Origin of the sequence: Archangium sp. Cb G35, from assembly GCF_001896145.1 — a bacterium.
In the GTDB taxonomy this organism is placed as follows: domain Bacteria; phylum Myxococcota; class Myxococcia; order Myxococcales; family Myxococcaceae; genus Archangium; species Archangium violaceum.
On the sequence record NZ_MPOI01000002.1, the window covers coordinates 550,741 to 573,059 of the forward strand.

Annotated in this window: 23 protein-coding genes; 16 read left to right on the forward strand and 7 right to left on the reverse strand. The window is 68.1% G+C overall.

All coding sequences use genetic code 11. The annotated features are described in order from the left end of the window. Positions 1-31 precede the first annotated feature (31 nt). From BO221_RS08630 to BO221_RS08655, 6 genes are all read left to right on the forward strand, one after another. A complete protein-coding gene (locus BO221_RS08630; protein WP_073559903.1) occupies positions 32-1,555 on the forward strand; it encodes an ATP-binding protein in 1,524 nt (507 codons plus the stop codon). Between the two features lie 93 nt (positions 1,556-1,648). After that, complete coding sequence (locus BO221_RS08635) at positions 1,649-2,023, forward strand: hypothetical protein (RefSeq protein WP_233165814.1); 375 nt, start codon at positions 1,649-1,651, stop codon at positions 2,021-2,023. Then, on the forward strand, positions 2,007-2,276 hold the full coding sequence (locus BO221_RS08640) for a DUF5985 family protein (RefSeq protein ID WP_369864556.1): 270 nt from the start codon (positions 2,007-2,009) through the stop codon (positions 2,274-2,276). Before BO221_RS08635 ends, BO221_RS08640 begins: the two co-directional genes overlap by 17 nt. Further along, the gene (locus BO221_RS08645; protein ID WP_073559906.1) at positions 2,273-2,539 is read left to right on the forward strand and encodes a DUF5985 family protein; all 267 of its coding nucleotides are present in this window, start codon (positions 2,273-2,275) and stop codon (positions 2,537-2,539) included. Before BO221_RS08640 ends, BO221_RS08645 begins: the two co-directional genes overlap by 4 nt. 186 nt (positions 2,540-2,725) lie before the next feature. Continuing rightward, a complete protein-coding gene (locus BO221_RS08650) occupies positions 2,726-4,375 on the forward strand; it encodes a hypothetical protein (protein ID WP_083680865.1) in 1,650 nt (549 codons plus the stop codon). 122 nt (positions 4,376-4,497) lie between these two features. Beyond that, the gene (locus BO221_RS08655; protein WP_073559907.1) at positions 4,498-5,013 is read left to right on the forward strand and encodes a hypothetical protein; all 516 of its coding nucleotides are present in this window, start codon (positions 4,498-4,500) and stop codon (positions 5,011-5,013) included. A 30-nt stretch (positions 5,014-5,043) separates the two neighbouring features. Here BO221_RS08655 and BO221_RS08660 read toward each other — a convergent pair whose 3' ends face one another. Together BO221_RS08660 and BO221_RS08665 are read right to left on the reverse strand one after the other, a co-directional pair. Beyond that, positions 5,044-7,056: an ATP-binding protein gene (locus BO221_RS08660; RefSeq protein WP_073559908.1), complete on the reverse strand. Its 2,013-nt coding sequence runs from the start codon at positions 7,054-7,056 to the stop codon at positions 5,044-5,046. 166 nt (positions 7,057-7,222) lie between these two features. After that, the gene (locus BO221_RS08665) at positions 7,223-8,008 is read right to left on the reverse strand and encodes a 2-keto-4-pentenoate hydratase (RefSeq protein ID WP_073560279.1); all 786 of its coding nucleotides are present in this window, start codon (positions 8,006-8,008) and stop codon (positions 7,223-7,225) included. 120 nt (positions 8,009-8,128) lie between these two features. Between BO221_RS08665 and BO221_RS08670 the strand changes: the two genes are divergently transcribed. After that, positions 8,129-8,626, forward strand: a complete 498-nt coding sequence (locus BO221_RS08670) for a DUF1579 domain-containing protein (RefSeq protein ID WP_073559909.1) — start codon at positions 8,129-8,131, stop codon at positions 8,624-8,626. A gap of 18 nt (positions 8,627-8,644) precedes the next feature. Here BO221_RS08670 and BO221_RS08675 read toward each other — a convergent pair whose 3' ends face one another. Together BO221_RS08675 and BO221_RS08680 are read right to left on the reverse strand one after the other, a co-directional pair. After that, complete coding sequence (locus tag BO221_RS08675) at positions 8,645-9,292, reverse strand: DUF3226 domain-containing protein (protein WP_073559910.1); 648 nt, start codon at positions 9,290-9,292, stop codon at positions 8,645-8,647. Then, entirely contained in the window at positions 9,289-10,380 is a 1,092-nt protein-coding gene (locus BO221_RS08680; RefSeq protein WP_073559911.1) for an ATP/GTP-binding protein, read from the reverse strand. Before BO221_RS08680 ends, BO221_RS08675 begins: the two co-directional genes overlap by 4 nt. A gap of 209 nt (positions 10,381-10,589) precedes the next feature. Between BO221_RS08680 and BO221_RS08685 the strand changes: the two genes are divergently transcribed. The 9 genes from BO221_RS08685 to BO221_RS08725 are packed head-to-tail and all read left to right on the forward strand — an operon-like array spanning position 10,590 to position 18,284. Beyond that, positions 10,590-12,032 (forward strand): aldehyde dehydrogenase, encoded by a 1,443-nt coding sequence (locus tag BO221_RS08685; protein WP_073559912.1) that lies wholly within the window; start codon positions 10,590-10,592, stop codon positions 12,030-12,032. Next, the gene (locus BO221_RS08690) at positions 12,029-12,460 is read left to right on the forward strand and encodes a RidA family protein (protein WP_073559913.1); all 432 of its coding nucleotides are present in this window, start codon (positions 12,029-12,031) and stop codon (positions 12,458-12,460) included. Before BO221_RS08685 ends, BO221_RS08690 begins: the two co-directional genes overlap by 4 nt. 1 nt (position 12,461) lies before the next feature. After that, positions 12,462-12,986 carry a 3-hydroxyanthranilate 3,4-dioxygenase gene (gene nbaC / locus BO221_RS08695; protein WP_073559914.1) on the forward strand — a complete coding sequence of 175 codons (525 nt, stop codon included), beginning with the start codon at positions 12,462-12,464 and terminating at the stop codon, positions 12,984-12,986. After that, positions 12,983-13,996, forward strand: coding sequence for an amidohydrolase family protein (locus BO221_RS08700; protein ID WP_073559915.1), 1,014 nt, complete (start codon positions 12,983-12,985; stop codon positions 13,994-13,996). Before nbaC ends, BO221_RS08700 begins: the two co-directional genes overlap by 4 nt. Next, a complete protein-coding gene (kynU, locus tag BO221_RS08705) occupies positions 13,997-15,277 on the forward strand; it encodes a kynureninase (protein WP_073559916.1) in 1,281 nt (426 codons plus the stop codon). After that, on the forward strand, positions 15,264-16,661 hold the full coding sequence (locus BO221_RS08710; RefSeq protein WP_073559917.1) for an NAD(P)/FAD-dependent oxidoreductase: 1,398 nt from the start codon (positions 15,264-15,266) through the stop codon (positions 16,659-16,661). Before kynU ends, BO221_RS08710 begins: the two co-directional genes overlap by 14 nt. Next, a complete protein-coding gene (locus tag BO221_RS08715; RefSeq protein WP_073559918.1) occupies positions 16,639-17,376 on the forward strand; it encodes an SDR family oxidoreductase in 738 nt (245 codons plus the stop codon). The genes BO221_RS08710 and BO221_RS08715 overlap by 23 nt, the downstream gene beginning before the upstream one ends. A 12-nt stretch (positions 17,377-17,388) precedes the next feature. After that, positions 17,389-17,859, forward strand: coding sequence for a hypothetical protein (locus BO221_RS08720; protein WP_073559919.1), 471 nt, complete (start codon positions 17,389-17,391; stop codon positions 17,857-17,859). A gap of 26 nt (positions 17,860-17,885) precedes the next feature. After that, entirely contained in the window at positions 17,886-18,284 is a 399-nt protein-coding gene (locus BO221_RS08725; protein ID WP_073559920.1) for a hypothetical protein, read from the forward strand. A gap of 53 nt (positions 18,285-18,337) precedes the next feature. Here BO221_RS08725 and BO221_RS08730 read toward each other — a convergent pair whose 3' ends face one another. From BO221_RS08730 to cglB, 3 genes are read right to left on the reverse strand one after another with little or no spacing between them, the layout of a single operon-like run. After that, positions 18,338-20,074, reverse strand: a complete 1,737-nt coding sequence (locus BO221_RS08730) for a hypothetical protein (RefSeq protein WP_143195339.1) — start codon at positions 20,072-20,074, stop codon at positions 18,338-18,340. 57 nt (positions 20,075-20,131) lie between these two features. After that, complete coding sequence (locus BO221_RS08735) at positions 20,132-20,938, reverse strand: alpha/beta hydrolase (protein ID WP_073559922.1); 807 nt, start codon at positions 20,936-20,938, stop codon at positions 20,132-20,134. 48 nt (positions 20,939-20,986) lie between these two features. Next, positions 20,987-22,219, reverse strand: coding sequence for an adventurous gliding motility lipoprotein CglB (gene cglB / locus BO221_RS08740; protein WP_073559923.1), 1,233 nt, complete (start codon positions 22,217-22,219; stop codon positions 20,987-20,989). Between the last annotated feature and the right edge of the window lie 100 nt (positions 22,220-22,319).

The following is a 22,319-nucleotide window of genomic DNA, read 5'->3' on the forward strand; positions in this document are numbered from 1 at the left end:
GACGTGGGCCGAGGGGGGTAATAGCGGGAGCTTGCCGGTTCAACCGGAGCTGTCGCGGGCACGCATCCTGGTCGTTGACGATCATGCTCCCAACCTCCTCACCCTGGAAGCCACGCTCGGCGACCTGGGTGAGGTGGTGAAGGCGCACTCGGGGGAAGACGCCCTCCTGCACCTGCTGCGCGAGGACTTCGCCCTCATCCTGCTGGACGTGCAGATGCCGGGCCTGGACGGTTTCGAGACGGCCCGGCTCATCAAGGAGCGCGAGCGCTCGCGCTTCATTCCCATCATCTTCCTCACCGCGCGCAGCCGGGACGCCTCACACGTGTTCCGCGGCTACGCCCAGGGCGCGGTGGACTACGTGCTCAAACCCTTCGCGCCGGAAATCCTGCGCTCGAAGGTGGCCGTCTTCGTGGAATTGTTCCTCAAGGAGGAGCAGCTCAAGCGCCAGGAGGCGTTGCTGCGCCGGCGCGAGCGCGAGGCACTGGAGCGGGAGAGCGCCTACCGCTACCGCCTGCTGGGCGATGCCATGCCCCTGTGCGTGTTCGCCGCCGGCCCGGATGGCCGGTTGCGTTATGGCAATCGCGCCTGGACGGAGCTGTCCGGCCTGCCCTCCGAGGCCGTGGAGAACCTGTGGCGCTCGGAGGTGGTGCACCCGGAGGACCGCGAGGGCGTGTACGCCGCCTGGTGCCACTCGGTGGGCACCGGCCAGCCCTTCGAGGTGCAGTTCCGGCTGCGCTGCCAGCGCACCCAGGCGTTCCGCTGGCACCTGGGCCGTGCGGTGCCGGAGCGCAACGAGCGCGGCCGCATCACCGGGTGGATCATCACCGCCACGGACATCGACAACCAGAAGCGGGCCGAGGAGGAGCTGGCCCGGGCGAGCGTGGCGAAGGATGCCTTCCTGGCCGCTGCCTCGCACGAGCTGCGCACCCCGCTGGCCGCGGCGAAGATGCAGGTGCAGCTTGCCCAGCGCAAGTTCGGTGCCGAGCTGACGGACGGGCCGCGCCGGGCGCTCGAGGGGTTGGATCGGCAGGTGGACCGGATGACCAAGCTGGTGTCGGACCTGCTGGACGTGAGCCGGCTGCTCACCGGGCGGCTGTCGCTGGAGCTGGAGGAGTTCGACCTGGTGCCCCTGCTGCGCACCACCTGCGAGCGTCTGCAGGCGCTCTCCACCGAGCACCGGCTGCGGCTGGAAACGCCCGAGACGCTGCTCATGCGGGGAGACCCCGGGCGCCTCGAGCAGGTGGTGACCAACCTGGTGGCCAACGCCATCCGTTACTCGCCCCAGGGCGGCGAGGTGGAGCTGCGCGCGTGGTCCGAGGAGGGCAACGTCGTGCTCCAGGTGCGCGATCAGGGCATTGGCATTCCGGCGGAGAAATTGCCGGTCATCTTCGAACGCTTCGGCCAGGCCCACGGGGCGAGGTATGGTGGCCTGGGCCTGGGGTTGACCATCTCCCAGGGCATCATCGAGCAGCACGGCGGGCGAATCTGGGCGGAGTCGCGGGGAGTGGACGGCGAGGGCAGTACGTTCCACGTGTGCATGCCGCTGCAGTCCTAGCTTCCGGAGTGGAGACTTCCGTCGTAGAAGGAGCCGTTTTCCGAGGTGGGGAGAAAGGGATGATGTTTGCGCGCGGGCGATCTTCCCGAAGTCGTGCGACGGCTGATTGCCGACCACATTGACTCGGTCGAGCAACTGGAGATCCTGCTGCTGCTCCAGCAGCACCCGGAGCGTTCCTGGACCGCGGAGTCGGTGGCCCGGGAGCTGCGGATCTCCCCCTTGTCCGCCGGGGACCGGCTGAAGGACATGGCTCGCTCGGCGATTCTGGCCAGGGTTCAAGGCAGCGAGGCGGAATACCGCTACGCGCCGGAGAGTCCTGACATGGCGGAGGCGGTGGCGGGGCTCGCCACGGCGTACTCGGAGCGCCGGGTGACGGTCATCAACCTCATCTTCTCCAAACCCGTCGACAAGATCCGGACGTTCGCTGATGCCTTCCGGCTCCGGAGGGACGATGATGACAATGGCTGACGCGGTCTTCCTGCTGTGTGCGGCGACCAGTCTCGCCTGTGCGGTGCTGCTCCTGCGGGGGTATGCCCAGAACCGGGTGCCCCTGCTGTTGTGGAGCTGCCTGTGCTTCGTGGGGCTGGCGGTGAACAACATCCTGCTGGTGGTGGACCTGATGGTCATCCCGAAGGGGCCTGACCTGACCACGTTCCGTCATCTGTCCGCGCTGGTGTCACTGGCGCTCCTGGTCTTTGGCCTCATCTGGGACTCCGAATGAACGACTTCCTCTCCGGCACGGTGTTTGCCCTGTGCCTGGTCGCGGGGCTGTTCTTCCTGCGGTTCTGGAGGAAGACGCGGGACCGGTTCTTCGCCTTCTTCGCCGCCTCCTTCGGGCTGATGGGGCTGCACCGGCTGGTGTTGATGTTGATGCGGCTCACCGACAGCGAGCACGTCATCGCGGCGTACCTCATCCGGCTGCTCTCCTTCGTGCTCATCCTCCTGGCCATCATCGACAAGAACCGGGCGGCGCCTCGCAGATAGGGACGGGCGAGGAGCCCGCTGTTTGCGCACGGAGGGCAGGAGACTGCTCCCGGTGATGACCTGAGTACCCACCCGGTGTCCGGTGGACGTGTCTGTCCTGCCCCGGGGCATGGCACTCCACTTGCGATGCTTCAGTCTGGCACTGGACGGAGTGTCCGGCGGCGGTCGGTGGAGGCGTACCAGGGTATGAACGGGCGGCGTTGGTGGACGTGGGGCGTGGCGGGGCTGTTGGCGGCCGTTGTGGCGTGTGGGGGCGGCCAGCCGGACAGCGGAGAGTCTTCCGCGCGAGATCGAGATGAACAGGGGCAGGGGAGCTCGGACGCGGGCACGGTGGAGCCCGATGCGGGCACGGTCGAACCGCCACCGCCACCACCACCACCTCCTCCTCCTGTGGACGCGGGGACGGTCGAGCCCGATGCGGGCACGGTCGAACCGCCGCCGCCACCACCGCCTCCGGTGGATGCCGGGACGCCCGACGCGGGGACGGTGGAGCCCGACGCGGGCACGGTGGAGCCCGATGCGGGCACGGTCGAGCCGCCGCCTCCGGGGGACGCGGGGACGCCCGATGCGGGCACGGTCGTCTATCCCGACGCCACGGGGTGGACGTTCCTTGGTCCGGAGCACGGTGCGCCACACGAGGTGCTCGGCGTGTCGGAGGACGAGGGCGGCAACCTCTGGGTCGCGGGTGGTGAGGAGGGGCTGTTCCTCCTGCGTCCGGGGGCGGCCACCTTCGAGCGCTTCACGATGGACGATGGTCTGCGTCCCTATGGCTACCTGAAGGACGGGAGCGTGCCGGTGGGGCCGAAGTACCTCAAGGTGCTCTCGGTGGCGGGAGGCCCGGCGGGGACGGTGTTCGTGGGCTACCAGGGAGCACCGGACTGCGAGAGCAACTACTACACGCCGGGCGCGAAGAACCCGAACAGCTACAAGAGTGGTGACGCGGACAAGGTCACGCTGACGGAGACGGGCATCGACGTCGTCCACTACGACATCTCGTCCGGCCCGGGCGTGATTGGCGAGGAGTCGGGTGGGCGCGAGAAGCTCTGCTCCATCCTCCGCATCGTCTGGGACAAGAAGCACGGCAACCTGTGGTTCGGCGCGAACCACGGCTTCGCCTGGGGCGACCCGGACTACACGGGAGACCCCACGTGCAACGGCCAGCGGGAGTGCTCGGGCGTGAAGGAGCACGCGCATCCGCACATCAACGCGAAGGATGCCAGTGGGCACGTCTTCCGGCTCACGGATGCCTATTACGGCGTCGCGGTGCGGCCGGACGGGGACGTGTGGTTCGGCGGGGCCAATCGCTCCACGCGCTTCCGCTACATGACCATCAAGACCCCGCGGGACTTCGAGACGGCACGCAAGCAGACGGAGAACGCCTCGGCCATCAAGAACCGCATCGATGTGTGGCCGGACCTGGTGGACGAGGTGGGGATTCCGGGCCCCTCGGACCGCGTGGACGATCTGGTGTCGGGCATGGCGCTGATGCCGGACGGCTCGGTGTGGGTGAGCTCCTTCGCCCGGGGCCTGGCACGCATGGACGCGACGGGCGTGGTGAATCAGTACGCGCTCGGCACGGGGGCGGACCGCTACGTCTCCGCGCTGGGGAAGGATGGGGCCGATGACAGCGTCTGGGCGGGCCACCGCTGGGGTGGCGGGCTCACGCGGCTGAAGGCGGACCTGGTGATGCGCTACAGCCAGGCGCTCGGGGCGCTGTCGTACCACCCCGTCTGGGACATCCAGTCCGTGGGCAGCGGGCCGGAGCGCCGGCTGTTGGTGGCCTTCGGCAGCGAGAGTGGGCGCCCGGGAGCCATCGGCATCTACCGAGGCGAATAGCAGGGGACGAGCCGGGCCTCGTACCTGGACGAAGCGGAGCCAGGACGCGGCTCGGATCCGCCCATGTGCCTCCATGCGGCTCTGTGTCATGCTCCAGGCCGGCTCACCCACGGAGTCGGTCCATGCGCATCGTGCGAGGCTTCTGGAGCATCCTGCTGGTGCTGGCCGGCTGTGGCCGTGCGCCCCCCGCACGGCTCGTGGATCGGATCAGTGCCGAGGACGAGCTCTACGCGATGGCCACGCGCGAAGTGCTCGATGAGCCACGGATTCCAGCGCGCTACGACCTCGGGCAGGATGACATGCTGTACTGCCTGGACCTCCATGGCCGTTCCCCCCACCCGGCGGTTCTCGCGCGCTTCGCGTCCCATCCCGTACGCGTCGGTCCTCGGACCGCCTGCGCCCCCTCAGGGTGGCACCCTCTTCCCGAGGGAGGGGAGGCTCTCTCCCTTCCCTTGAAATTCGATGCCATTGACTGGAGTGACCCAGAGAAGCCGCTCGTGCATGCGGTGCTCCCGGTTATCACCGGCTACGAGGGCTTCGAGCTCGAGATGCGCTTCTCGCGAGACGGGGAGCGCTGGCGGGTCAGCCACCGCAGTCTCGAGTTCTACAGCTGCACGGAGAATGAACGCCTGTGGTGATTGCCGCCCGGGCCCGAATGGGAGCCAGCACTACAGCGGGAGGACGGCCTCCTTGCCGCGGAGTTGAGGCGGCATCACACCGTCCACGGGCAGCTTCAGCTGGAAGGCGGTGCCCTGGCCCGGCTGGCTGCGCACCTCGATTCGTCCGCCCATGCCCTGCACGATGCTGTTGCAGATGGCCAGCCCCAGGCCGGTGCCCACTCCCACCGGCTTGGTGGTGAAGAAGGGCTCGAAGATGCGCCGCTGGATTTCCAGCGGAATGCCCTGCCCGTTGTCCTCGACCTGCAGCACCACGTGGTGGGGCCCCTCTCGCCACGTGGACACCTGGATGCGGTTGTCGTCGGCCGTGCGCGCCGGAAGCGCCTGCAGCGCGTTCACCAGCAGATTGACGAGCACCTGTCCCAGCCTCGCCTCGTTGCCCCTCACGAGCGGCACCTCGCCGAACGCGCGCACCACCTGCGTGCGGTGCCGCAGCGCGCTGCGCATCAGCCTCAGCGCGCTGTCCACCACCCGGTGCACGTCCACGGGTCCCACGCGATCGTCGTCGGCCCGCGCGAAGGACTTCAGGTCCTGCACCAGCTCGCGGATGCGCCCCACGCCCTCGCGCGTCTCCGTGAGTACCTCGCGCATCTCGGGCAGCGCCTCGGGCAGCACCATCATCCCCGTGAGCTGCTCCTCCAGGAAGGTGAGGTTGGCGGAGACGAAGGTGAGCGGGTTGTTGATTTCGTGCGCCATGCCCGTGGCCAGCGTGCCCGCCGATGCCATCCGGTCCGCCAGCCGCAGCTGGGATTCCAGCCGCTTGCGCTCGGTGACGTCCCGGCAGAGCACCATCAGCAGCGAGCGGCCCCCGCCGGTGAAGAGCGTCTTCCGGCTGAGGAGCACGCGCGCCTGGCCGGACGCGTCGGTGTAGGTGTCCTCGGCCTCGTGCGGTTGGCCGGTGGTGAAGACCTGCTCGTCCTGCCGCCGCGATGCGTCCGCCTCGGCCTTGGGCAGGAGGTCCCGGTCCGTCATGCCGAGCAGCTCCTCCAGCGGGCGCCCCACGAGCCGGCAGAAGGCGCTGTTCATGGCGATCCACCGGTACCCCCGGTCCTTCACCAGCAGCGGCTCCGGCACGGTGTCGAGCGTCTTCTGCAGCAGGTCCCTGGAGCGCTCCATCTCGTCGCGCTGGCGCCGGCGCTCCAGCTCGAAGCCCGCGCGCACCGCGAAGGCGTTGATGAGCGCATAGTCCAGCTGCCGCGCCTCGAGCGGACGATCATGGAGGATGGCCAGCACGCCGATGGGCTGGCCACTCGAGTCCCTCAGCGCCGCGCCCAGGTAGCTGCGCAGTCCCTGCTCGCGCAGCATCGTGTCCTCGGGGAAGCGCGCGGCCACCCCGTCCGGGTAGTGGCAGATGGCCTGGTCGACGGTGATTTCACACGGCGTTCCGGCGAGCACATAGGGCGGCAGCTCGCAGAAGTCGCCCAGGTTGAAGCAAGCCAGCTTGCGCACCGCGTCCCCGTCCAGCTCGCCCACCAGCGCGCACGTGACGCCGAGCGCCTGGGCCAGCTGCCGCACCATCACCTGGAAGAAGTCGGGGCCGGGCTCGGCCAGGGTGAACTCCAGCAGCGCCTGGAGCGTGGCCTCCGTCCGCATGCGGTTGCCACTGGGGGCCACCAGCGCCGAGTGCTCCAGCGCGCGCAGCCGCCGCTCCAGGGCGATCAGCCGCGCGCCCCAGCGTCCCCCCGGAGGCGGCAGGCACTCGTCGGCGCCGGCCTGCTCCAGGGTGTCCAGCTCGTCCGGACCGCGGGGCGTCACCACCACGAGATGGGAGTGCACCGGGTCCCTGCGCGCGTGCAGCCGCTGGCAGAGCGTGAGCGTGTCCTGCACCGGCCCGCCCGCGTCCCAGAGCACCAGCAGCCCACGAGGCAGCAGCTCGGGCAGCTCCTCCAGGCCCCGTGCGTGCTGGACCTGGCACTCCACCGCGTGACGCCTGCCCTCCTCGCGCAGCCCGCGCTCCCATTCCTCGCTGATGGTGTGGGGAACTCCCAGCGTGACGACGTGCATGGCATTCCTCCCCCTTGCCGCACTTTTGTCGCACGGGCCCGTGTGGCTTGTCTGGCGTCAAGGTGGGTTGACGCACCACATCATATCGGCCTTTGGACGGCCATCCCGGTCTACTCCCGGTGCGGGACCGGGAGCGAGGGGCCGGTGTGTTGGCTGCTGGACGTGCTCAGGGCTCGACGGAGACGGAGAGGTCGCCCAGCCCCTCGACGGTGAGGCGGATGCGGTCCCCGGCCCGGAGCGGGTGGGCCGCGGTGGCCGCCCCGGAGAGCACGATGCTGCCGGCGGGCAGCGGCTTCCCGTGCTGCTCGAGCAGCTCGCACAGCTGGATGATGGACACCACAGGGTCTCCCGAGATGGCGTCCGAGCGCGCCGCCTGGACGCGCTCGCCATTCACCTCCATCACCATCTGGAGGTTGGGCAGGTCCAGCTCGCGCGGCGGACGCTCGGTGGTGCCCAGGACGTAGCGCGAGGCCGAGGTGTTGTCCGCCACCACGTCCGGCAGGGAGAAGTATTTGAAGTCGATGAAGCGCGAGTCGAGGATCTCCATGGCCGCGAAGACGGTGGAGCAGGCGTCGAGCGCCTCCTCGCGGGTGATGCGGCCGCGCAGCTCGCGCGAGGTGCGGAAGGCGATCTCCGGCTCGATTCGAGGGTGGATGGCGCCCTGCATCCGGAGCGTGCCACCGGCGGGCACCGCCATGCGGTCGGTGATGAAGCCGTAGATGGGCAGGTCCAGGTTCATCTGCCGGCGCTTGGCCTCGGAGGTGAAGCCCATTTTCAGGCCCACCACGCGCTCGCCGTGAGCGATGCGCAGGCGGCGGCCCTCGGCCTGGATGGCATAGGCGTCCGGGAGCGAGAGGGTGGGGTGGGCCCGGGTGAGGGGGGGAACCTCGCGAGCCTCCAGCCGTGCCTGATCCAACAGCCGGGCCAGCTCCTCGTGCATCTGTGCGCTCATCGCCATCTCCGAAGTGGGGAACGGGCGCGTTTTCCAATGCCTCCGCCGCGAGCGCAAGCTGCCTTTCTGGCGCGGTCCGGTGAAAGACGCCTAGGTTGCGCTCCCACAGGAGGCGCACGCATGGCGAAGCGGACGTTCGAGGAGTCGAGCAAGGAAGGCGGTCTGCACCACCGGTTGGGTCAGCTCGCCGGGGAGTGGGAGGGGACGACGAAGACGTGGTTCGAGCCGGACAAGCTCGGGGACGAGTCCCCGTGGCGCGGCACGCTGCGCCCCGTGGCGGGAGGACGGTTCGTGGTGCACGAGTACGAGGGCTCGTTCCAGGGCAAGCCGCTCTCGGGCGTGGCGATTCTGGGCTACCACCTGGACCCGGACCGCTTCGAGATGGCGTGGGCCGACAGCTTCCACACCGGCACGGGCATCATGTTCTTCAAGGGGGCGAACGAGGGCCGGGGCTTCGGGGTCCTGGGCAGCTACGAGGCCCCGTCCGGACCGCCGTGGGGCTGGCGGACGGAGATTCAGCAGCCCGAGGCGGATCGGCTGATCATGACCCACTACAACATCACCCCCGACGGCCAGGAGGCCAAGGCGGTGGAGACGGTGTACCGGCGTAAGCGCTGAACCGTGGCAACTGGCTGGTCAGGTGAAGCACTGCCTGAACCAGCCGACGAAGCGCAGGGCCTCTGGTGAATCATGACCGAGCACTTCGGTGGTTAGCGCTGTGCCGAAGGGTAGACCTGGGTCCCTCTGCCACGCGAGCCATGCATGGATGGCCCCCTTGAGATGGTCGCGCGGATTCAGCCTGGCGCCCAGCGCCAGGGCCTGTGTGGTCGTGGCCTGTGCATGCGGCCAGACTGTGTCTCCCTGGGGGATCAGCTTCTCGATGAACTCCTCGACTCGCCCGGGCTGCGAGTTGTCTGGCATGAGCCAGATGCCGACGCGCGAGTTGGGGCGGATTCCTTCGGTGACCGTGCCGTCTGGAGAGGGGGTCGCAGGCAGGGGGGCGCCCAGCTCTCTGAAGAGGTCCCTGAGCTGCTGCCATCGATGGGGGGGAGACAGGTCCGCGTCGAGGACGAGCCCGAGCCGGTCGTACGTCTTGAGCGCCGTGGAGAGCGTGGCCTTCACGAGCAGCTTCTCGATTCCTCCAGCGGGTTCAACGTAGGGACGGATGATGCGGTCATTCTCCCAGTCGTATCCATGGCGGCGCAGGAGGTTGATGATCGTGTATTGATCATCTGGCCCTTCGACCATCAGCCGGTAGGGACTCTTGGGGAGGGGCCTGCTCACCGGAGCTCCATCTGATGCTGGGAGGCCGCGAGGATTTCATCGGCGGAGTAGGGGACACTCGCTTCGGTGCCGCGCTCGATGCGATGCAGCGAGATGAGGTCGCGGACGCCTGGGGATTCCTCGTACAAGGCCGCCAGGGCCCGGACGCAGTCGAGGCTGTGGGTCGTGGCCAGCACCTGGACGTTCAGCCGCCGCGCCACCTCCACGACGAGCCGCCACATCTGCGTCATGACGGAATGGTGCAGCCCCGTGTCGATTTCATCGATGAGCAGGTAGCCGCCCGCGGAACTCACGAGGTTCATACTCAAGGCGAGGAGCCGTTTGATTCCCTCTCCCATGCTTCCCAGGGGGATGCGTTCGTCAGAGCCTCTGAGCTTGACGAACATGCTTCCCCCCCTTTCCGACCTCGGCCCGGAGAGGGCAGCGAGGCGTTCGATGTCTGGCTCGATGATCTGGAGCGCGTTCGTGACTTTTGCTTCTTCCGGGGTCAGTACAATGTCATCCCATAGCAGCTGGAGTTCCGAAACGGGTGGTGCAGCCGTTCCCATGAACCGGACCTTCCAGTCGTTACCGGCAGGCTTCGCCACTGCATTACGCAGTAGACGAGACATGACGTTGTAGCCAGCCAACGGAAAGATGTAGCCCTCCGGGCTCATTCCATCTCCTGAAATCGAGAGGGCGAGGCTGGGGGAGCCAGACCTGAGAAACTCAACAGGCGGTGCAATCTCGTCGCCCTCCATCTTTCCTGGGGGGCGGGGAATGATCCTACAGTTGATGAACCGAGGGTGCTCTCCCACGACCGACTCGATCTCGAAGGATTTTTCGGGTTCGAGAGTGTGGCCATGGAAGAGATGGTTCACCTCGATGTAGCCGCCGCTAAAATCCCGGAGGGGAACGTATTCGCCTCGGCTCCGCGCACTGCGTTCGAGAATGGAGGGGCCTGTTCCGCCGAGTACCAGCTCGGCCGCTTCGAGCACCGAGGTCTTCCCGGCGTTGTTCGTACCGACCAGCAGGCTGACCCGGGTCAACCCTTCCACGGTGAGCTTGCGGAAGGAGCGGAAGTTATCAATCCGCAGAGTGGACATCATGCTGGAGACTCCAGGCAGAAGAGGTCAGGCCACTCTGGCGTCTACCATCAGCATCCCCAACGCTCCAGTTGTGAGCGCGGCGACTGGTGCGACCGGGTCCTCGCTTGGGGCGGACTCCGGAACTGAACGCTCCGGCGCCGCCACCCCGGTAGCCGGGGTGTGGGGCCCGTGGTATTCCGGGCCCCGGCTTGCCCGAGGAGGATTCGCGCATGGAGAAGGTTCTCAACTACATCGGTGGAGAGCTGGTCGCCCCGAGCTCCCAGGTCTGGTTCGACAAGCCGGACCCCGCCACCGGGGAACTCTCGGTCCAGGTGCCGGACTCGGACGAGAAGGACATCCAGCGCGCGGTGGAGGCCGCCCGGAACGCGTTTCCGGCCTGGTCTGCCACCCCGGCCGCCGAGCGGGCCCGATTGCTGCGCCGCGTCGCGGACACCATCCGCACCCGGCTGGACGCCTTCGCCCGCGCCGAGGCCATCGACACCGGCAAGCCGTTCAAGCTGGCCTCCACGGTGGACATCCCCCGGAGCATCCAGAACTTCGAGTTCTTCGCGGATGCGGTGACGCAGTTCTCCACCGAGGCCCACGTCATGGACGGCGGGGCGCTCAACTACACGGTGCGCTCGCCCCTGGGCGTGGTGGGCTGCATCTCGCCGTGGAACCTGCCCCTCTACCTGCTCACCTGGAAGCTCGCGCCCGCGCTCGCCATCGGCAACTGCGTGGTGGCCAAGCCCTCCGAGGTGACGCCCATGACGGCGTACCTGCTCGCCCAGGTGTGCCGCGAGGTCGGCCTGCCTCCGGGTGTGCTCAACATCGTCCACGGCTACGGCGCCAAGGTGGGCTCCGCGATGAGCCGCCACCCGGACATCAGCGCCATCTCCTTCACCGGCAGCACGCGCACGGGCGCCGAAATCGCCCGCGTCGCCGCACCGGTCTTCAAGAAACTCTCGCTGGAGATGGGCGGTAAGAACCCCAACGTCATCTTCGCCGACTGCGACTTCGACGAGGCCCTGGCCACCACGGTGCGCTCGTCCTTCTCCAACCAGGGGCAGATCTGCCTCTGTGGCTCGCGCATCTTCGTGCAGGCCCCCATCTACGAGCGCTTCAAGGCGGCGCTGGTGGAGCGCACGAAGGCGCTGAAGGTGGGCGACCCGATGGACCCGTCCACGGACCAGGGCGCGCTGGTGTCCCCGCAGCACTTCGAGAAGGTGATGGGCTGCATCGAGGTGGCGCGCAAGGAAGGCGGCCGCGTCCTCACCGGAGGCAAGCGCGCCGAGGTGCCGGGGCGCTGCGGCAATGGCTGGTTCGTGGAGCCCACGCTCATCGAGGGCCTGGGCCACGCGTGCGCGACCAACCAGGAAGAGATCTTCGGCCCGGTGGCCACGATCACCCCCTTCGAGAAGGAGGAGGAGGTGCTCGCCTGGGCCAACAGCACCCGCTACGGGCTGGCGGCGAGCGTGTGGACGCGGGACGTGACGCGGGCCCACCGCTTCGCCGCGAAGCTGGAGAGCGGCATCGTCTGGGTGAACTGCTGGATGCTGCGCGACCTGCGCACGCCGTTCGGCGGCGTGAAGGAATCGGGCGTGGGACGCGAGGGCGGCCTGGACGCGCTGCGCTTCTTCACCGAGCCCAAGAACGTGTGCGTGAAGCTATGAGCAACTCCGATCGAGTCGACTCCCAGAAGGCCCCCGAGCCCGTGGGCCTCTATCCCCACGCCCGGCGCGTGGGCAACCTGCTGTTCCTCTCCGGCGTGGGCCCGCGCGAGCGCGGAAGCAAGAAGATCCCCGGCGTCGAGCTGGATGCCCAGGGCAACATCGTCTCCTACGACATCGAGACGCAGACCCACTCGGTGTTCCGCAACGTGCGCTACATCCTGGAGGAGGCGGGCTCCTCGTGGGACCGGCTGGTGGACGTGACGGTGTACCTCACGGACATGAAGAAGGACTTCCCCACGTACAACCGCCTGTGGGCCGAGTACTTCAAGGACGTGCCCACCCCGCCGTGCCGGACGACGCTCGGCATCACCTCGCTGCCCACCCCCATCGCCATCGAGCTGAAGTGCATGGCCACGATTGGAGACTGAGATGAGCCGACCGCATCCCCTCAACTTCAAGAAGTGGATCGACGAGCACCGCCACCTGCTCAAGCCCCCCGTGGGCAACCAGATGGTGTGGCAGGACCGGGACTTCATCGTGATGGTGGTGGGCGGGCCCAACTCGCGCACCGACTTCCACATCGACGAGAGCGAGGAGTTCTTCTACCAGGTGGAGGGGGACATCAACCTGCGCATCATGGAGGACGGCAAGCCGCAGGACATCCCCATCCGCGAGGGGGAGATCTTCCTGCTGCCGCCCCGGGTGCCGCACTCGCCGCAGCGCCCCGCGGGCACGGTGGGCCTCGTCATCGAGCGCAAGCGCCGCGAGGGCGAGCTGGATGGCTTCGCGTGGTTCTGCCCCCAGTGCAACACCCCGCTGTATGAAGAGTTCCTCCAGGTGACCAACATCGTCACCCAGCTGCCGCCCATCTTCGAGCGCTTCTATGGCAACCCGGAGCACTGCACCTGCAAGCAGTGCGGCTTCCGGGTGACTCGCGAGCCGCGCAAGTCATGAAGATCGACATCCACACGCACCTGCTGCCTCCCGAGATACCGCGCTTCGCCGAGCGCTACGGTTACGGCGGCTTCATGACGCTGGAGCACCACGCCCCATGCCGGGCGCGCATGGTGCGCGACGACGGGAAGTTCTTCCGGGAGATCGAAAGCAACTGCTGGGACCCGGTGAAGCGCATCGAGGAGTGTGATGCGCACGGCGTCAGCGTGCAGGTGCTGTCCACGGTGCCGGTGATGTTCGGCTACTGGGCGAAGCCGGAGCACGGGTTGGACCTGTCGCGCTTCCTCAACGACCAGCTGGCCTCGGTCGTGAAGGCGCACCCGAAACGCTTCGTGGGCCTGGGCACGGTGCCCCTGCAGTCCCCGGAGCTGGCCGTGCGCGAGCTGGAGCGCTGCGTGCGCGAGCTGGGAATGGCGGGCGTGCAGGTGGGCTCGCACGTCAACGGGCTCAACCTGGGTGAGCCGGAGCTGTTCCCCTTCTTCGAGGCCGCCGCGGACCTGGGCGCCGCCATCTTCGTCCACCCCTGGGACATGCTGGGCGAGGCGCGGATGAAGAAGTACTGGATGCCCTGGCTCGTGGGCATGCCCGCCGAGGTGGCGCTGGCCATCTGCTCGCTGCTCTTCTCCGGCACGCTGGAGAAGCTGCCGAAGCTGCGGGTCGCCTTCGCGCATGGCGGCGGCGCCTTCCCGGGCACCTTCGGCCGCATCGAGCACGGCTTCCAGGTGCGGCCGGACCTCGTCGCGGTGGACAACCCCGTGCCGCCTCGCGACTACCTGGGCCGCTTCTGGGTGGACTCGCTGGTGCACGACCCGGACATGCTGCGCTTCATCGTGCGGATGTTCGGCCCGGACAAGGTGGCCCTGGGCAGTGACTATCCCTTCCCTCTCGGCGAGGACCGGCCGGGCACGTTGATCGAGTCCCTCGCGGAGTTCGATGCGGCCACCCGGGAGAAGCTGTTGTGCCGGAACGCGCTCGCATGGCTCGGGCGCTCGTATGAGGAGTTCAAGTAGATGAGCGGTGCAGCGGTGCGGTACGAGGCCAGTGAGGCGTTCGCCCGGCGGATGGACGCGGAGGATCCGCTCCGCCACTTCCGTGACGAGTTCCTCTTTCCCCGCCACCACGGCGAGCCCGTCATCTACCTCGTGGGCAACTCGCTGGGGCTCCAGCCGCGCAAGGCGACGCCCTACGTGCTGGAGGCGCTGAAGGACTGGGAGATGCACGCGGTGGAGGGCCACTTCCGCGGCTCGCACCCGTGGATGCCCTACCACGAGCTGCTCACCGAGCAGACCGCGCGGCTGGTGGGCGCCCACCCGCTCGAGGTGGTGGTGATGAACACCCTCTCGGTGAACCTCCACCTGATGCTGGTGTCCTTCTACCGGCCCTCGGGCGAGCGCCGGAAGATCCTCATCGAGGCCGGTGCCTTCCCCTCGGATCAGTACGCGGTGGCCTCGCAGGTGCGCTTCCACGGGCACACGCCGGAGGACGCCGTGATCCAGCTCGCTCCGCGCCCCGGCGAGGAGACGCTGCGCACCGAGGACATCCTCGACACCATCGAGCGCCACGGGAAGGACATCGCCCTGGTGCTGCTGGGCAACGTGAACTACCTCACCGGCCAGGCGTTCGACATGGCCACCATCACCCGCGCCGCGCACCGGCAGGGCTGCAAGGTGGGCTTCGACCTGGCGCACGCGGCGGGCAACCTCCACCTGTCGCTGCACGACGACGGGCCGGACTTCGCCGTGTGGTGCTCGTACAAGTACCTCAACGGTGGTCCGGGCACGCTCGGTGGTGTCTTCGTCCACGAGCGCCACGCGCACGACAAGACGCTGCCCCGCTTTCAGGGGTGGTGGGGCCACGACAAGCAGTCGCGCTTCCAGATGGGGCCGGACTTCGACCCCATTCCGGGTGCCGAGGGCTGGCAGTTGTCCAACCCGCCCATCTTCCAGATGGCGGCGCTGCGTGCGTCCATGGAGATCTTCGACAGAGCCACCATGCCGGCCCTGCGCCGCAAGAGCGAGCTGCTCACCGGTTACCTGGAGTTCCTCCTGGACCAGCTCCCTCCCGGCTTCGTGCGCAGCATCACGCCGAGGGACCCGAAGCAGCGCGGTGCCCACCTGTCGCTGCGCTTCAGCAAGGAACCCCGGAAGCTGCTCGAGAAGCTGACGGCGCAGGGAGTCCTCTGCGACTTCCGTTCACCGGACATCATCCGCGCCGCGCCGGCTCCGCTCTATGTGAGCTTCCTTGACGTATACCGCTTCGCGGGAGTGCTCGAACGGCATGCACGAGATTGAGCAGACGCAACGTGTGACGGTGGTGGGCGCGGGTCTGGTGGGCTCGCTCCTGTCGATGTACCTGGCGCGGCGCGGCTTCCAGGTGGACGTCCTGGAGTGGCGCCCGGACATGCGCCGCGAGGAGATTGGCGCGGGGCGCTCCATCAACCTCGCCATCTCCGCCCGCGGGCTGTACGCCCTGAAGCAGGTGGGGCTGGAGGACGAGGCGCTGCGCCATGCCATCCCCATGCGCGGCCGGATGATCCACCCCGTCTCCGGCGCGCTGGCCTTCCAGGCCTACGGCAAGGACGAGTCCCAGCACATCAACAGCATCTCGCGCGCGTGGCTGAACAAGTTCCTGATGACCCACGCGGAAGCCACGGGCCGGGTGCGCATCCAGTTCGAGCAGAGCGTGCAGCGCGTGAATTTCCAGAAGGGCTCGCTCGAGGTGCTGGAGAGGCGGAGCGGCGCCGTGCGCGAGCTGCACAGCCCGGTGATTCTCGGCACGGATGGTTCGGGCTCGGCGGTGCGGCGCGAGATGTCACTGGCGCCGGGCTACCGCGCGGCGCAGGAGCAGTTGAGCCACGGGTACAAGGAGCTGTCGATTCCCCCGGGCCCGGGCGGCGCCTTCCAGATGGAGAAGCACGCGCTGCACATCTGGCCGCGTGGCTCGTACATGCTGATCGCCCTGCCGAACCAGGATGGCAGCTTCACCTGCACGTTGTTCCTGCCCTTCGAGGGCCCGGTGAGCTTCGAGGCGTTGAAGACGCCGGAGCAGCTGGTGGCCTTCTTCGAGGAGCAGTTCCCGGACGCGCGGGCGCTGATGCCCCACCTGACGGACGAGTTCTTCCACAACCCCACCGGGACGATGGTGACGGTGAAGAGCGAGCCGTGGCACGTGGGCGGCAAGTCGCTGCTGCTCGGGGACGCGGCGCACGCCATCGTGCCCTTCTTCGGGCAGGGGATGAACTGCGGCTTCGAGGACTGCGTGGCGCTGGATGCGTGCCTCGGGAAGCACACGCGGTGGGAGGACGCCTTCGTGGAGTTCTTCCGGCTGCGCAAGACGAACGCGGACGCCATCGCGGACATGGCGGTGGAGAACTTCGTGGAGATGCGGGACAAGACGGCGGCCCCGCGCTTCCTGCTGGAGAAGGCGGTGGAGAAGGAGCTGCTCAAGGCCTTCCCGGGCGAGTTCCTGAGCCGCTACACATTGGTGAGCTTCAGCCTGACGCCGTACCGTCTGGCGTACGAAGTGGGCGCCATCGCGGGCGGCATTGTGTCCGAGCTGAGCGAGGGGCTCGGCCGGGCGGAAGACGTGGACCTGGACAGGGCGCGCACGCTCATTCGCGAGCGGCTGGTGCCCTTCGTGAAGGAGCATTCGGATGGATTTGGGACTGCGAGGTAGGCGGGCGCTGGTGCTGGGCGCCTCGGCTGGACTGGGGTACGCGATTGGTGCGCAGCTGGTGAAGGAGGGCGCGCGGGTGGCCATCTGCTCGCGCGACGAGGCGCGCATCCGTGACGCGGCCCAGCGCATGGGCGCCGAGTTCGGCGTGACGGCGGACCTGACGAAGCCGGGCACGACGAAGGAGCTGGTGGAGAAGGTGATTGGGGCGATGGGGGGCGTGGATGTGCTCGTGGTGAACACGGGCGGGCCGCCCAAGGGGAGCATCGAGAAGATCACCGCCGAGCAGTGGCAGGAGGGCTTCCAGAGCCTGTGGATGAGCGTGGTGGAGGGCCTGCAGGCGGCGCTGCCGGGGATGAAGGAGCGGCGCTGGGGCCGCATCATCCTGGTGACGTCGGTGGCCGCGCGTGAGGCGATGCCGCTGCTGACGGTCTCCAACGGCCTGCGCGCGGGGCTGATGGGCCTGGTGAAGACGGTGAGCAACGAGGTGGCCGAGCACGGCGTCACCATCAACGGCGTGCAGCCGGGCTACCACGCGACGGAGCGCCTCAAGGAACTGGGAGTGCCCGAGGACAAGATTACGTCGGCGATTCCGGCGCGCCGCCTGGGCAAGCCCGAGGAGCTGGGAGCGCTGGTGACGTTCCTCGCCTCGGAGCAGGCGGGCTACATCACCGGTCAGTCCGTTGTCATTGATGGCGGCTGGATGCGCGGCTTCTGAGGGGACGGCACAATGACGTCAGCAGTTCCGCTGAAGCTGGTGGTTCTGCTGGCCGTTGCGGCAATGGGCGTCAGTGGGTGCGCCCATTCGCAGACGCCGGAGCGCAAGATCTACTTCATCTCCGATGAAGCGGGCGGAGTGGGTGGCTCTGGCGGCTACGATTGTGACGAGGAATTCAAGCAGTGCATGAAGAGGTGCTGGGACAAACGCTACCCGTGGCCTCATAACGAACCGCAGTCTGGCTGGTATCACGAGCGCTGCGAGCAGGATTGCAACAAGGCGTACAACGACTGCGAAGACGAAAAGGAAGAAGAGGCGAAGAGAAAGAAGCTGAAGTTCTCACGCATGGATGACGCGATTGCCTGGCTGAGGAGTCACAAGGCCGAGGTCGCGCTGGGCACTGTCGTCATCATCGCTGGCGTCGCCTTCGTCCTCACTACGGGCGGTTCTGGCGCGCTGATCCTGGCTCCACTTGCCCTCTGATTCTCGGGCCGGCTCTGGATTCGGACATGAAATACAATCCTGACTTCGATGTTGACTCCGTCCTCGACATCCTGCGCACCGTGAATGAGAAGTATCCGGAAGGCTCGCCAGAGGATGAGGCAATCCGGGTCGCTTCGGTTGCGCTGTTCTACGTCCGTGAAGCCCAGAGGCTGGAGGACTACCGCGAGTTCTTCCGGAAGTTCTACACGCCTGCCATCGATTACATCGTCCCTTCTCATACGTTCGCGACGAGGGAGGATGCGGACCAATGGCTCGTCAATGGACGGTTGAAAGAGGGGGACCTCGTCAAGATCGCTGGCGAGGGCTTCCGTGTCATTCCTCGACGGGATGGGAATGGGCTCAGATTCCGTCCGACGCCTCTTCCGGAGGAGTTGATGAAGATGCCTCCTCCCGATCCGAAGTAGGTGCCTCCCAGCAGGCTCCCGACGTGTGTCGTATCGAGGAATTCAGGAGGCTGTCATCGACGGAGGCGGGAGGTGCGGTTCCTGAGCGTGATGCCGAGCGCCGTGAGCAGCAGCAGGGCCGTCGTGGGCCCTCCGCCCTCCGGACCCGCCGCGCAGCCTTTGCCCGGAATCTGCTCCAGCTCCCTGTCCGTCACTCGCACGGTGACGGTGTCCTCGCTGGTCTGTCCCAGGGCGTCCTTCACCTGGAGCTGGAAGGTGAGCACCATCTCCCCGTCCACCTCCGGCGCGTTGAACATGGCCCTCGGGCCCGCCTGCAGGAGGTTCACCTTGGGCTCCCCCTGCTGTGTCCAGGTATAGATCAGCCCCGACTCCTCCGGATCCCTCGATCCCGAGCCGTCGAGCGTCACCCCGCTGCCCTCGCGGACCACCTGGTCTTCCCCCGCCTGCGCCAGCGGCAGCGGGATGTCTCGCACCTTCACGATCACCAGGTCCGGCGGGCTCGTGTTCACCCCATCGCTCACCCGCAGCTCGAACTGGAGCTCCGTGTCCCTCGTCACGTCGGGCGCGAGGAAGGTGGGGCTGGACGTGCTCGCGTCGTTGAACGTCACGGACGGGCCCTTGGACTGCGTCCAGGCGTAGGTGAGCTTCGCTCCCTCGGGATCCGTTCCGCTGCCGGAGAGCGTCACGAGGCGCCCCTCCTCGACGGTCTGGTCCTCGCCCGCGTTCGCCACCGGCGCCCGGTCGGTGCACTTGCCCCGGTGGGGTTCCAGCGTGGTGAAGGGCGTGTTCTTCACCCCCTCCAACTGGAGATCATCCAGATCCCAGCCCGTGTCTCCCTTGCTGCTGTCCGTACCGATGCGGAAGCGGAGGCGCACCGTCTTGCCCGCATACGTGGTGCCGAGGTTGAGGGTCGCCTTGGTGAATGCGGGGTACCCGATGCTCTGCCCTCCATACGCCTTCTTGCCCTTGAGCGGGTTCTCGTCTCCCGCATAGATGGTCGCGTTGTAGGCGGGGCTCACGGCGTCCTCGACTCCCACCCAGCTCTTCCCATCATCCTGGCTCAGCTCGATGACGGCGCCGTCGTAGTAGACGCCCGCGGGGCTCGCCTCGAAGGCGTAACGCTGCTGGAAGATGACGCGGAATTCCTCCGTCTCAGACACCTGGATGGGCGGCGAGACGAGCGAGAGGTCCGCGGTCCGCCCGTTGGCCGGTCCCCGGAAGAACCAGACACCCGCCGGATCGGACGTGCGCGCCCAGCTCACCAGGCCCGCCGCGGGGACGGTGACGGTCCACGGGTGACGGGCGGAGTCCACCGTCTCGAGCGTGCTCGCCTCCAGGCGCTCGTCCATGTTCACGCGGTACGTCACCGTGTGCGTCTTGTCTCCGGGCTCCGTCTGATCGTCGTCCCGGTAGTCGATGCGCAGGGAGATATCGGCCGGCGTGTCGGGGGCCAGGAGCCCCACCGGCATCTCCACGCTGGCGGACTTGCCCGCTTCGATGGGGGGAAAGTACACCTTCGGTTCCTTGGGCAGGACCACGCCCGAGTCCGTGCTGGAGAGCGTCATGCTCGTCAGCTTGAGCAGCTCGGTGCCGCTGTTGCGCAGGGTGACGCGCAGGCGCGCCGTCTCGCCCTTGTCGAGCACTCCGTCGTCATCACACGACGCCGCCCCCGTGGTGCCATCCAGCAGCTCCACGCTGCCGAACGTCACCTCCTTGGCGACGGCGAAGCCGACGGCCTCCACCGGAACGAACAGGAACAGACCCAACAATGCGGCGACGCATCGCTTCACAGGACAGCCTCCAGGGTTCAGGCGGCCCCTGGATTCTAGCTCCCTGGCCACCGTGCTTCACAGGAGGGAGGCGATCGCCTCCACCACCCGGGGCCACTCCTTCGCTCGCGGATCGATGACCTCGAAGTGCGCCGCGCCCGGCAGGCTCACCAGTTTCACGGTGTCCCCGAGCTTCGTGGCGCGCGCATGGTACTCGGTGCTCACCAGCAGCGGGACGATGGTGTCCTCCGCTCCGTGCACCAGCACCTGCTTCACCCCCAGCGGCAGCAGTGCCGCCGGAGACGCAATCTTGTAGCGCTCCGGTACCCGCGCGGGCGTGCCTCCCAGCAACGACTCGACGATGCCGTCCCCCAGGCGCAGCTCGAAGGCCCGCTCCAGGTCCACCACGCCCGCCAGAGACACCGCGCCCCTCGGCTCGAAGGGCTTCTGCGTGTACAGCGGTTGTCCCGGCTTCAGCCGCCCGCGCCCCGCGAGCCACAGCGCCAGGTGTCCCCCGGCCGAGTGCCCCATGAGGACCACGCGCTCCAGGTTCAACGGGTAGCGCGTCGCCAGCGTGCGCAGGTAGTCCGTCCCTTGTGCCACGTCCTCGAAGGTGCCCGTCCAGCCGCCGTCCGGATGGCCCACCCGACGGTACTCGAGGCTCCAGGTGGCGTAGCCCCGCCGCGTGAGGTCCTCGCACAGGTGGCCCACGTGCTCCAGGTCGTACCGCGCCCGCCAGAAGCCGCCATGCACCATCACCACCACCGGGTGCGGACCCTCGCCCCGAGGCAGGCGCAGATCTCCGAACTGGTGGGTGAGCTCTCCATAGGGAATCCGCGTGTCGGCCTGCGGCGCGGGCGTCTCGAGCATCCAGGGCTGGCTCATGGGAGTCGATGATGGGACAGGGGTGGTGCGTCCATCAAGCAGGCGGCCTCACCGGGGAATGACGATCCGGACCTCGACTCGCACGGGGTGGGCGGGCGAGGAGCCCTGCACTCGCGTGCACAGCGAGCCCAGCAGCTCCACGCCTACTTTGTCCTTCAACCGCCAGGTGTCGTCACCGGCGCTGAAGCCCTCCCCGTTCACCAGCACCCGGGCCAGCTTCGGCGAGGGCGGGAACTGGTCCGGCGCCAGCTCGATGAGGCACGGGTCTCCCTCGAAGCGCTCGCTGATCTGACGCAGTGCGTGGGCGAGCTCGTCCTGGTTGGCCGCCTGGTAGTAGCGGCGCTGGCAGAGCCCGGCCGCCAGGTCGCAGGCGTCCCCCGTGCCGCAGCCGGCATCCGTCTGGCACTTGCGCGCGAAGCCTCCGGCCTCGGCCATGGCGTTGAGCACCGCCGGCCCTTGGCCCGTGGCCGTCTCCGCGCCGAAGCCGATGACGATGGTCTGGATGTCCCGCCCCCGCAGTGCCTTCACCGCGCTCACCGAGCCATTCTGGTCCAGGCAGCCCATCCGCTCGAAGGTGCCCCTGCATTCGATCAGCGTGCAGCGGCACTCCAGCGACGCGCCGGACGCCTCATGGTTCTCGTTGCAGTTGGGCAGGCCGTCCGTGAGCAGCAGCACGAAGTCGCCGCGCTCGTCCGTCCGCAACTGGGGCAGGGTGCCCACGTACTGGAGGCTCGAGCCGGTGGGCGTTCCTCCCGTGGGGCCGCCCCGGGTGCTGTTGGGAATCCCTCTCAGCTTCGCGTTGATGGCGAGCGCATGGGCCCGCAGGGCATCCGGATCGTCGTCGGCCGGCAGGTCCAGGGTGAGCGAGTCCGAGCCGCCGCACTGCTCGCCCTGGACGAGCTGCTTCCCCGGATAGAGCGCGAGGCCCATGCGCGCGAACGCGCCACTGGCGCCCAGGAAGGAGTCCATGGCTCCCTGGAGCGCGCTCCAGCGCGTGGGGCAGCTGGCGGGACACCCCTCCCCCCGGCAGAGCACCCCCGTGGTGGGCGAGCGGCAGGCGGAGCTGGCGGGGTTCATCGGCTCCAGCATCGAGCCGGACGTGTCCACGAGCAGCATCAGGTTGGGCGTGCTGCCCCGGGCGGCGATCGTCTTCTCCACCGAGGGCACGGAGATGGCGGAGGGGGCCACGGGCTCGAAGTCGTACGTCTGACAGCCAGCGGCGAGCGCGGCGCAGACGAGCAGGGACGTGAGGGCCACGGAGGGGTGCGACCGGGTGGACATGGGTGCTCCTGGGGTGGGCTCGGCGAGCGCCAGGGCACGAGGGAGCGCACCCGGAAGGGCCGGGGCCTCGGCCGGGAGTGCCGGTTGCGCGGCGCTCAAC

Excerpts from the sequence above, each read along its gene's own strand:
- BO221_RS08665 (WP_073560279.1), bottom strand. The coding sequence starts at position 8,008 with ATGAGCGCACAGATGCACGAGGAGCTGGCCCGGCTGTTGGATCAGGCA.
- nbaC (WP_073559914.1), top strand. The coding sequence starts at position 12,462 with ATGAGCCGACCGCATCCCCTCAACTTCAAGAAGTGGATCGACGAGCAC.
- BO221_RS08670 (WP_073559909.1), top strand. The coding sequence starts at position 8,129 with ATGGCGAAGCGGACGTTCGAGGAGTCGAGCAAGGAAGGCGGTCTGCAC.
- BO221_RS08655 (WP_073559907.1), top strand. The coding sequence starts at position 4,498 with ATGCGCATCGTGCGAGGCTTCTGGAGCATCCTGCTGGTGCTGGCCGGC.
- BO221_RS08725 (WP_073559920.1), top strand. The coding sequence starts at position 17,886 with ATGAAATACAATCCTGACTTCGATGTTGACTCCGTCCTCGACATCCTG.
- BO221_RS08680 (WP_073559911.1), bottom strand. The coding sequence starts at position 10,380 with ATGATGTCCACTCTGCGGATTGATAACTTCCGCTCCTTCCGCAAGCTC.
- BO221_RS08645 (WP_073559906.1), top strand. The coding sequence starts at position 2,273 with ATGAACGACTTCCTCTCCGGCACGGTGTTTGCCCTGTGCCTGGTCGCG.
- cglB (WP_073559923.1), bottom strand. The coding sequence starts at position 22,219 with ATGTCCACCCGGTCGCACCCCTCCGTGGCCCTCACGTCCCTGCTCGTC.
- BO221_RS08690 (WP_073559913.1), top strand. The coding sequence starts at position 12,029 with ATGAGCAACTCCGATCGAGTCGACTCCCAGAAGGCCCCCGAGCCCGTG.
- BO221_RS08650 (WP_083680865.1), top strand. The coding sequence starts at position 2,726 with ATGAACGGGCGGCGTTGGTGGACGTGGGGCGTGGCGGGGCTGTTGGCG.
- BO221_RS08720 (WP_073559919.1), top strand. The coding sequence starts at position 17,389 with ATGACGTCAGCAGTTCCGCTGAAGCTGGTGGTTCTGCTGGCCGTTGCG.
- BO221_RS08660 (WP_073559908.1), bottom strand. The coding sequence starts at position 7,056 with ATGCACGTCGTCACGCTGGGAGTTCCCCACACCATCAGCGAGGAATGG.
- BO221_RS08700 (WP_073559915.1), top strand. The coding sequence starts at position 12,983 with ATGAAGATCGACATCCACACGCACCTGCTGCCTCCCGAGATACCGCGC.
- BO221_RS08685 (WP_073559912.1), top strand. The coding sequence starts at position 10,590 with ATGGAGAAGGTTCTCAACTACATCGGTGGAGAGCTGGTCGCCCCGAGC.
- BO221_RS08715 (WP_073559918.1), top strand. The coding sequence starts at position 16,639 with ATGGATTTGGGACTGCGAGGTAGGCGGGCGCTGGTGCTGGGCGCCTCG.
- kynU (WP_073559916.1), top strand. The coding sequence starts at position 13,997 with ATGAGCGGTGCAGCGGTGCGGTACGAGGCCAGTGAGGCGTTCGCCCGG.
- BO221_RS08735 (WP_073559922.1), bottom strand. The coding sequence starts at position 20,938 with ATGAGCCAGCCCTGGATGCTCGAGACGCCCGCGCCGCAGGCCGACACG.
- BO221_RS08710 (WP_073559917.1), top strand. The coding sequence starts at position 15,264 with ATGCACGAGATTGAGCAGACGCAACGTGTGACGGTGGTGGGCGCGGGT.
- BO221_RS08640 (WP_369864556.1), top strand. The coding sequence starts at position 2,007 with ATGATGACAATGGCTGACGCGGTCTTCCTGCTGTGTGCGGCGACCAGT.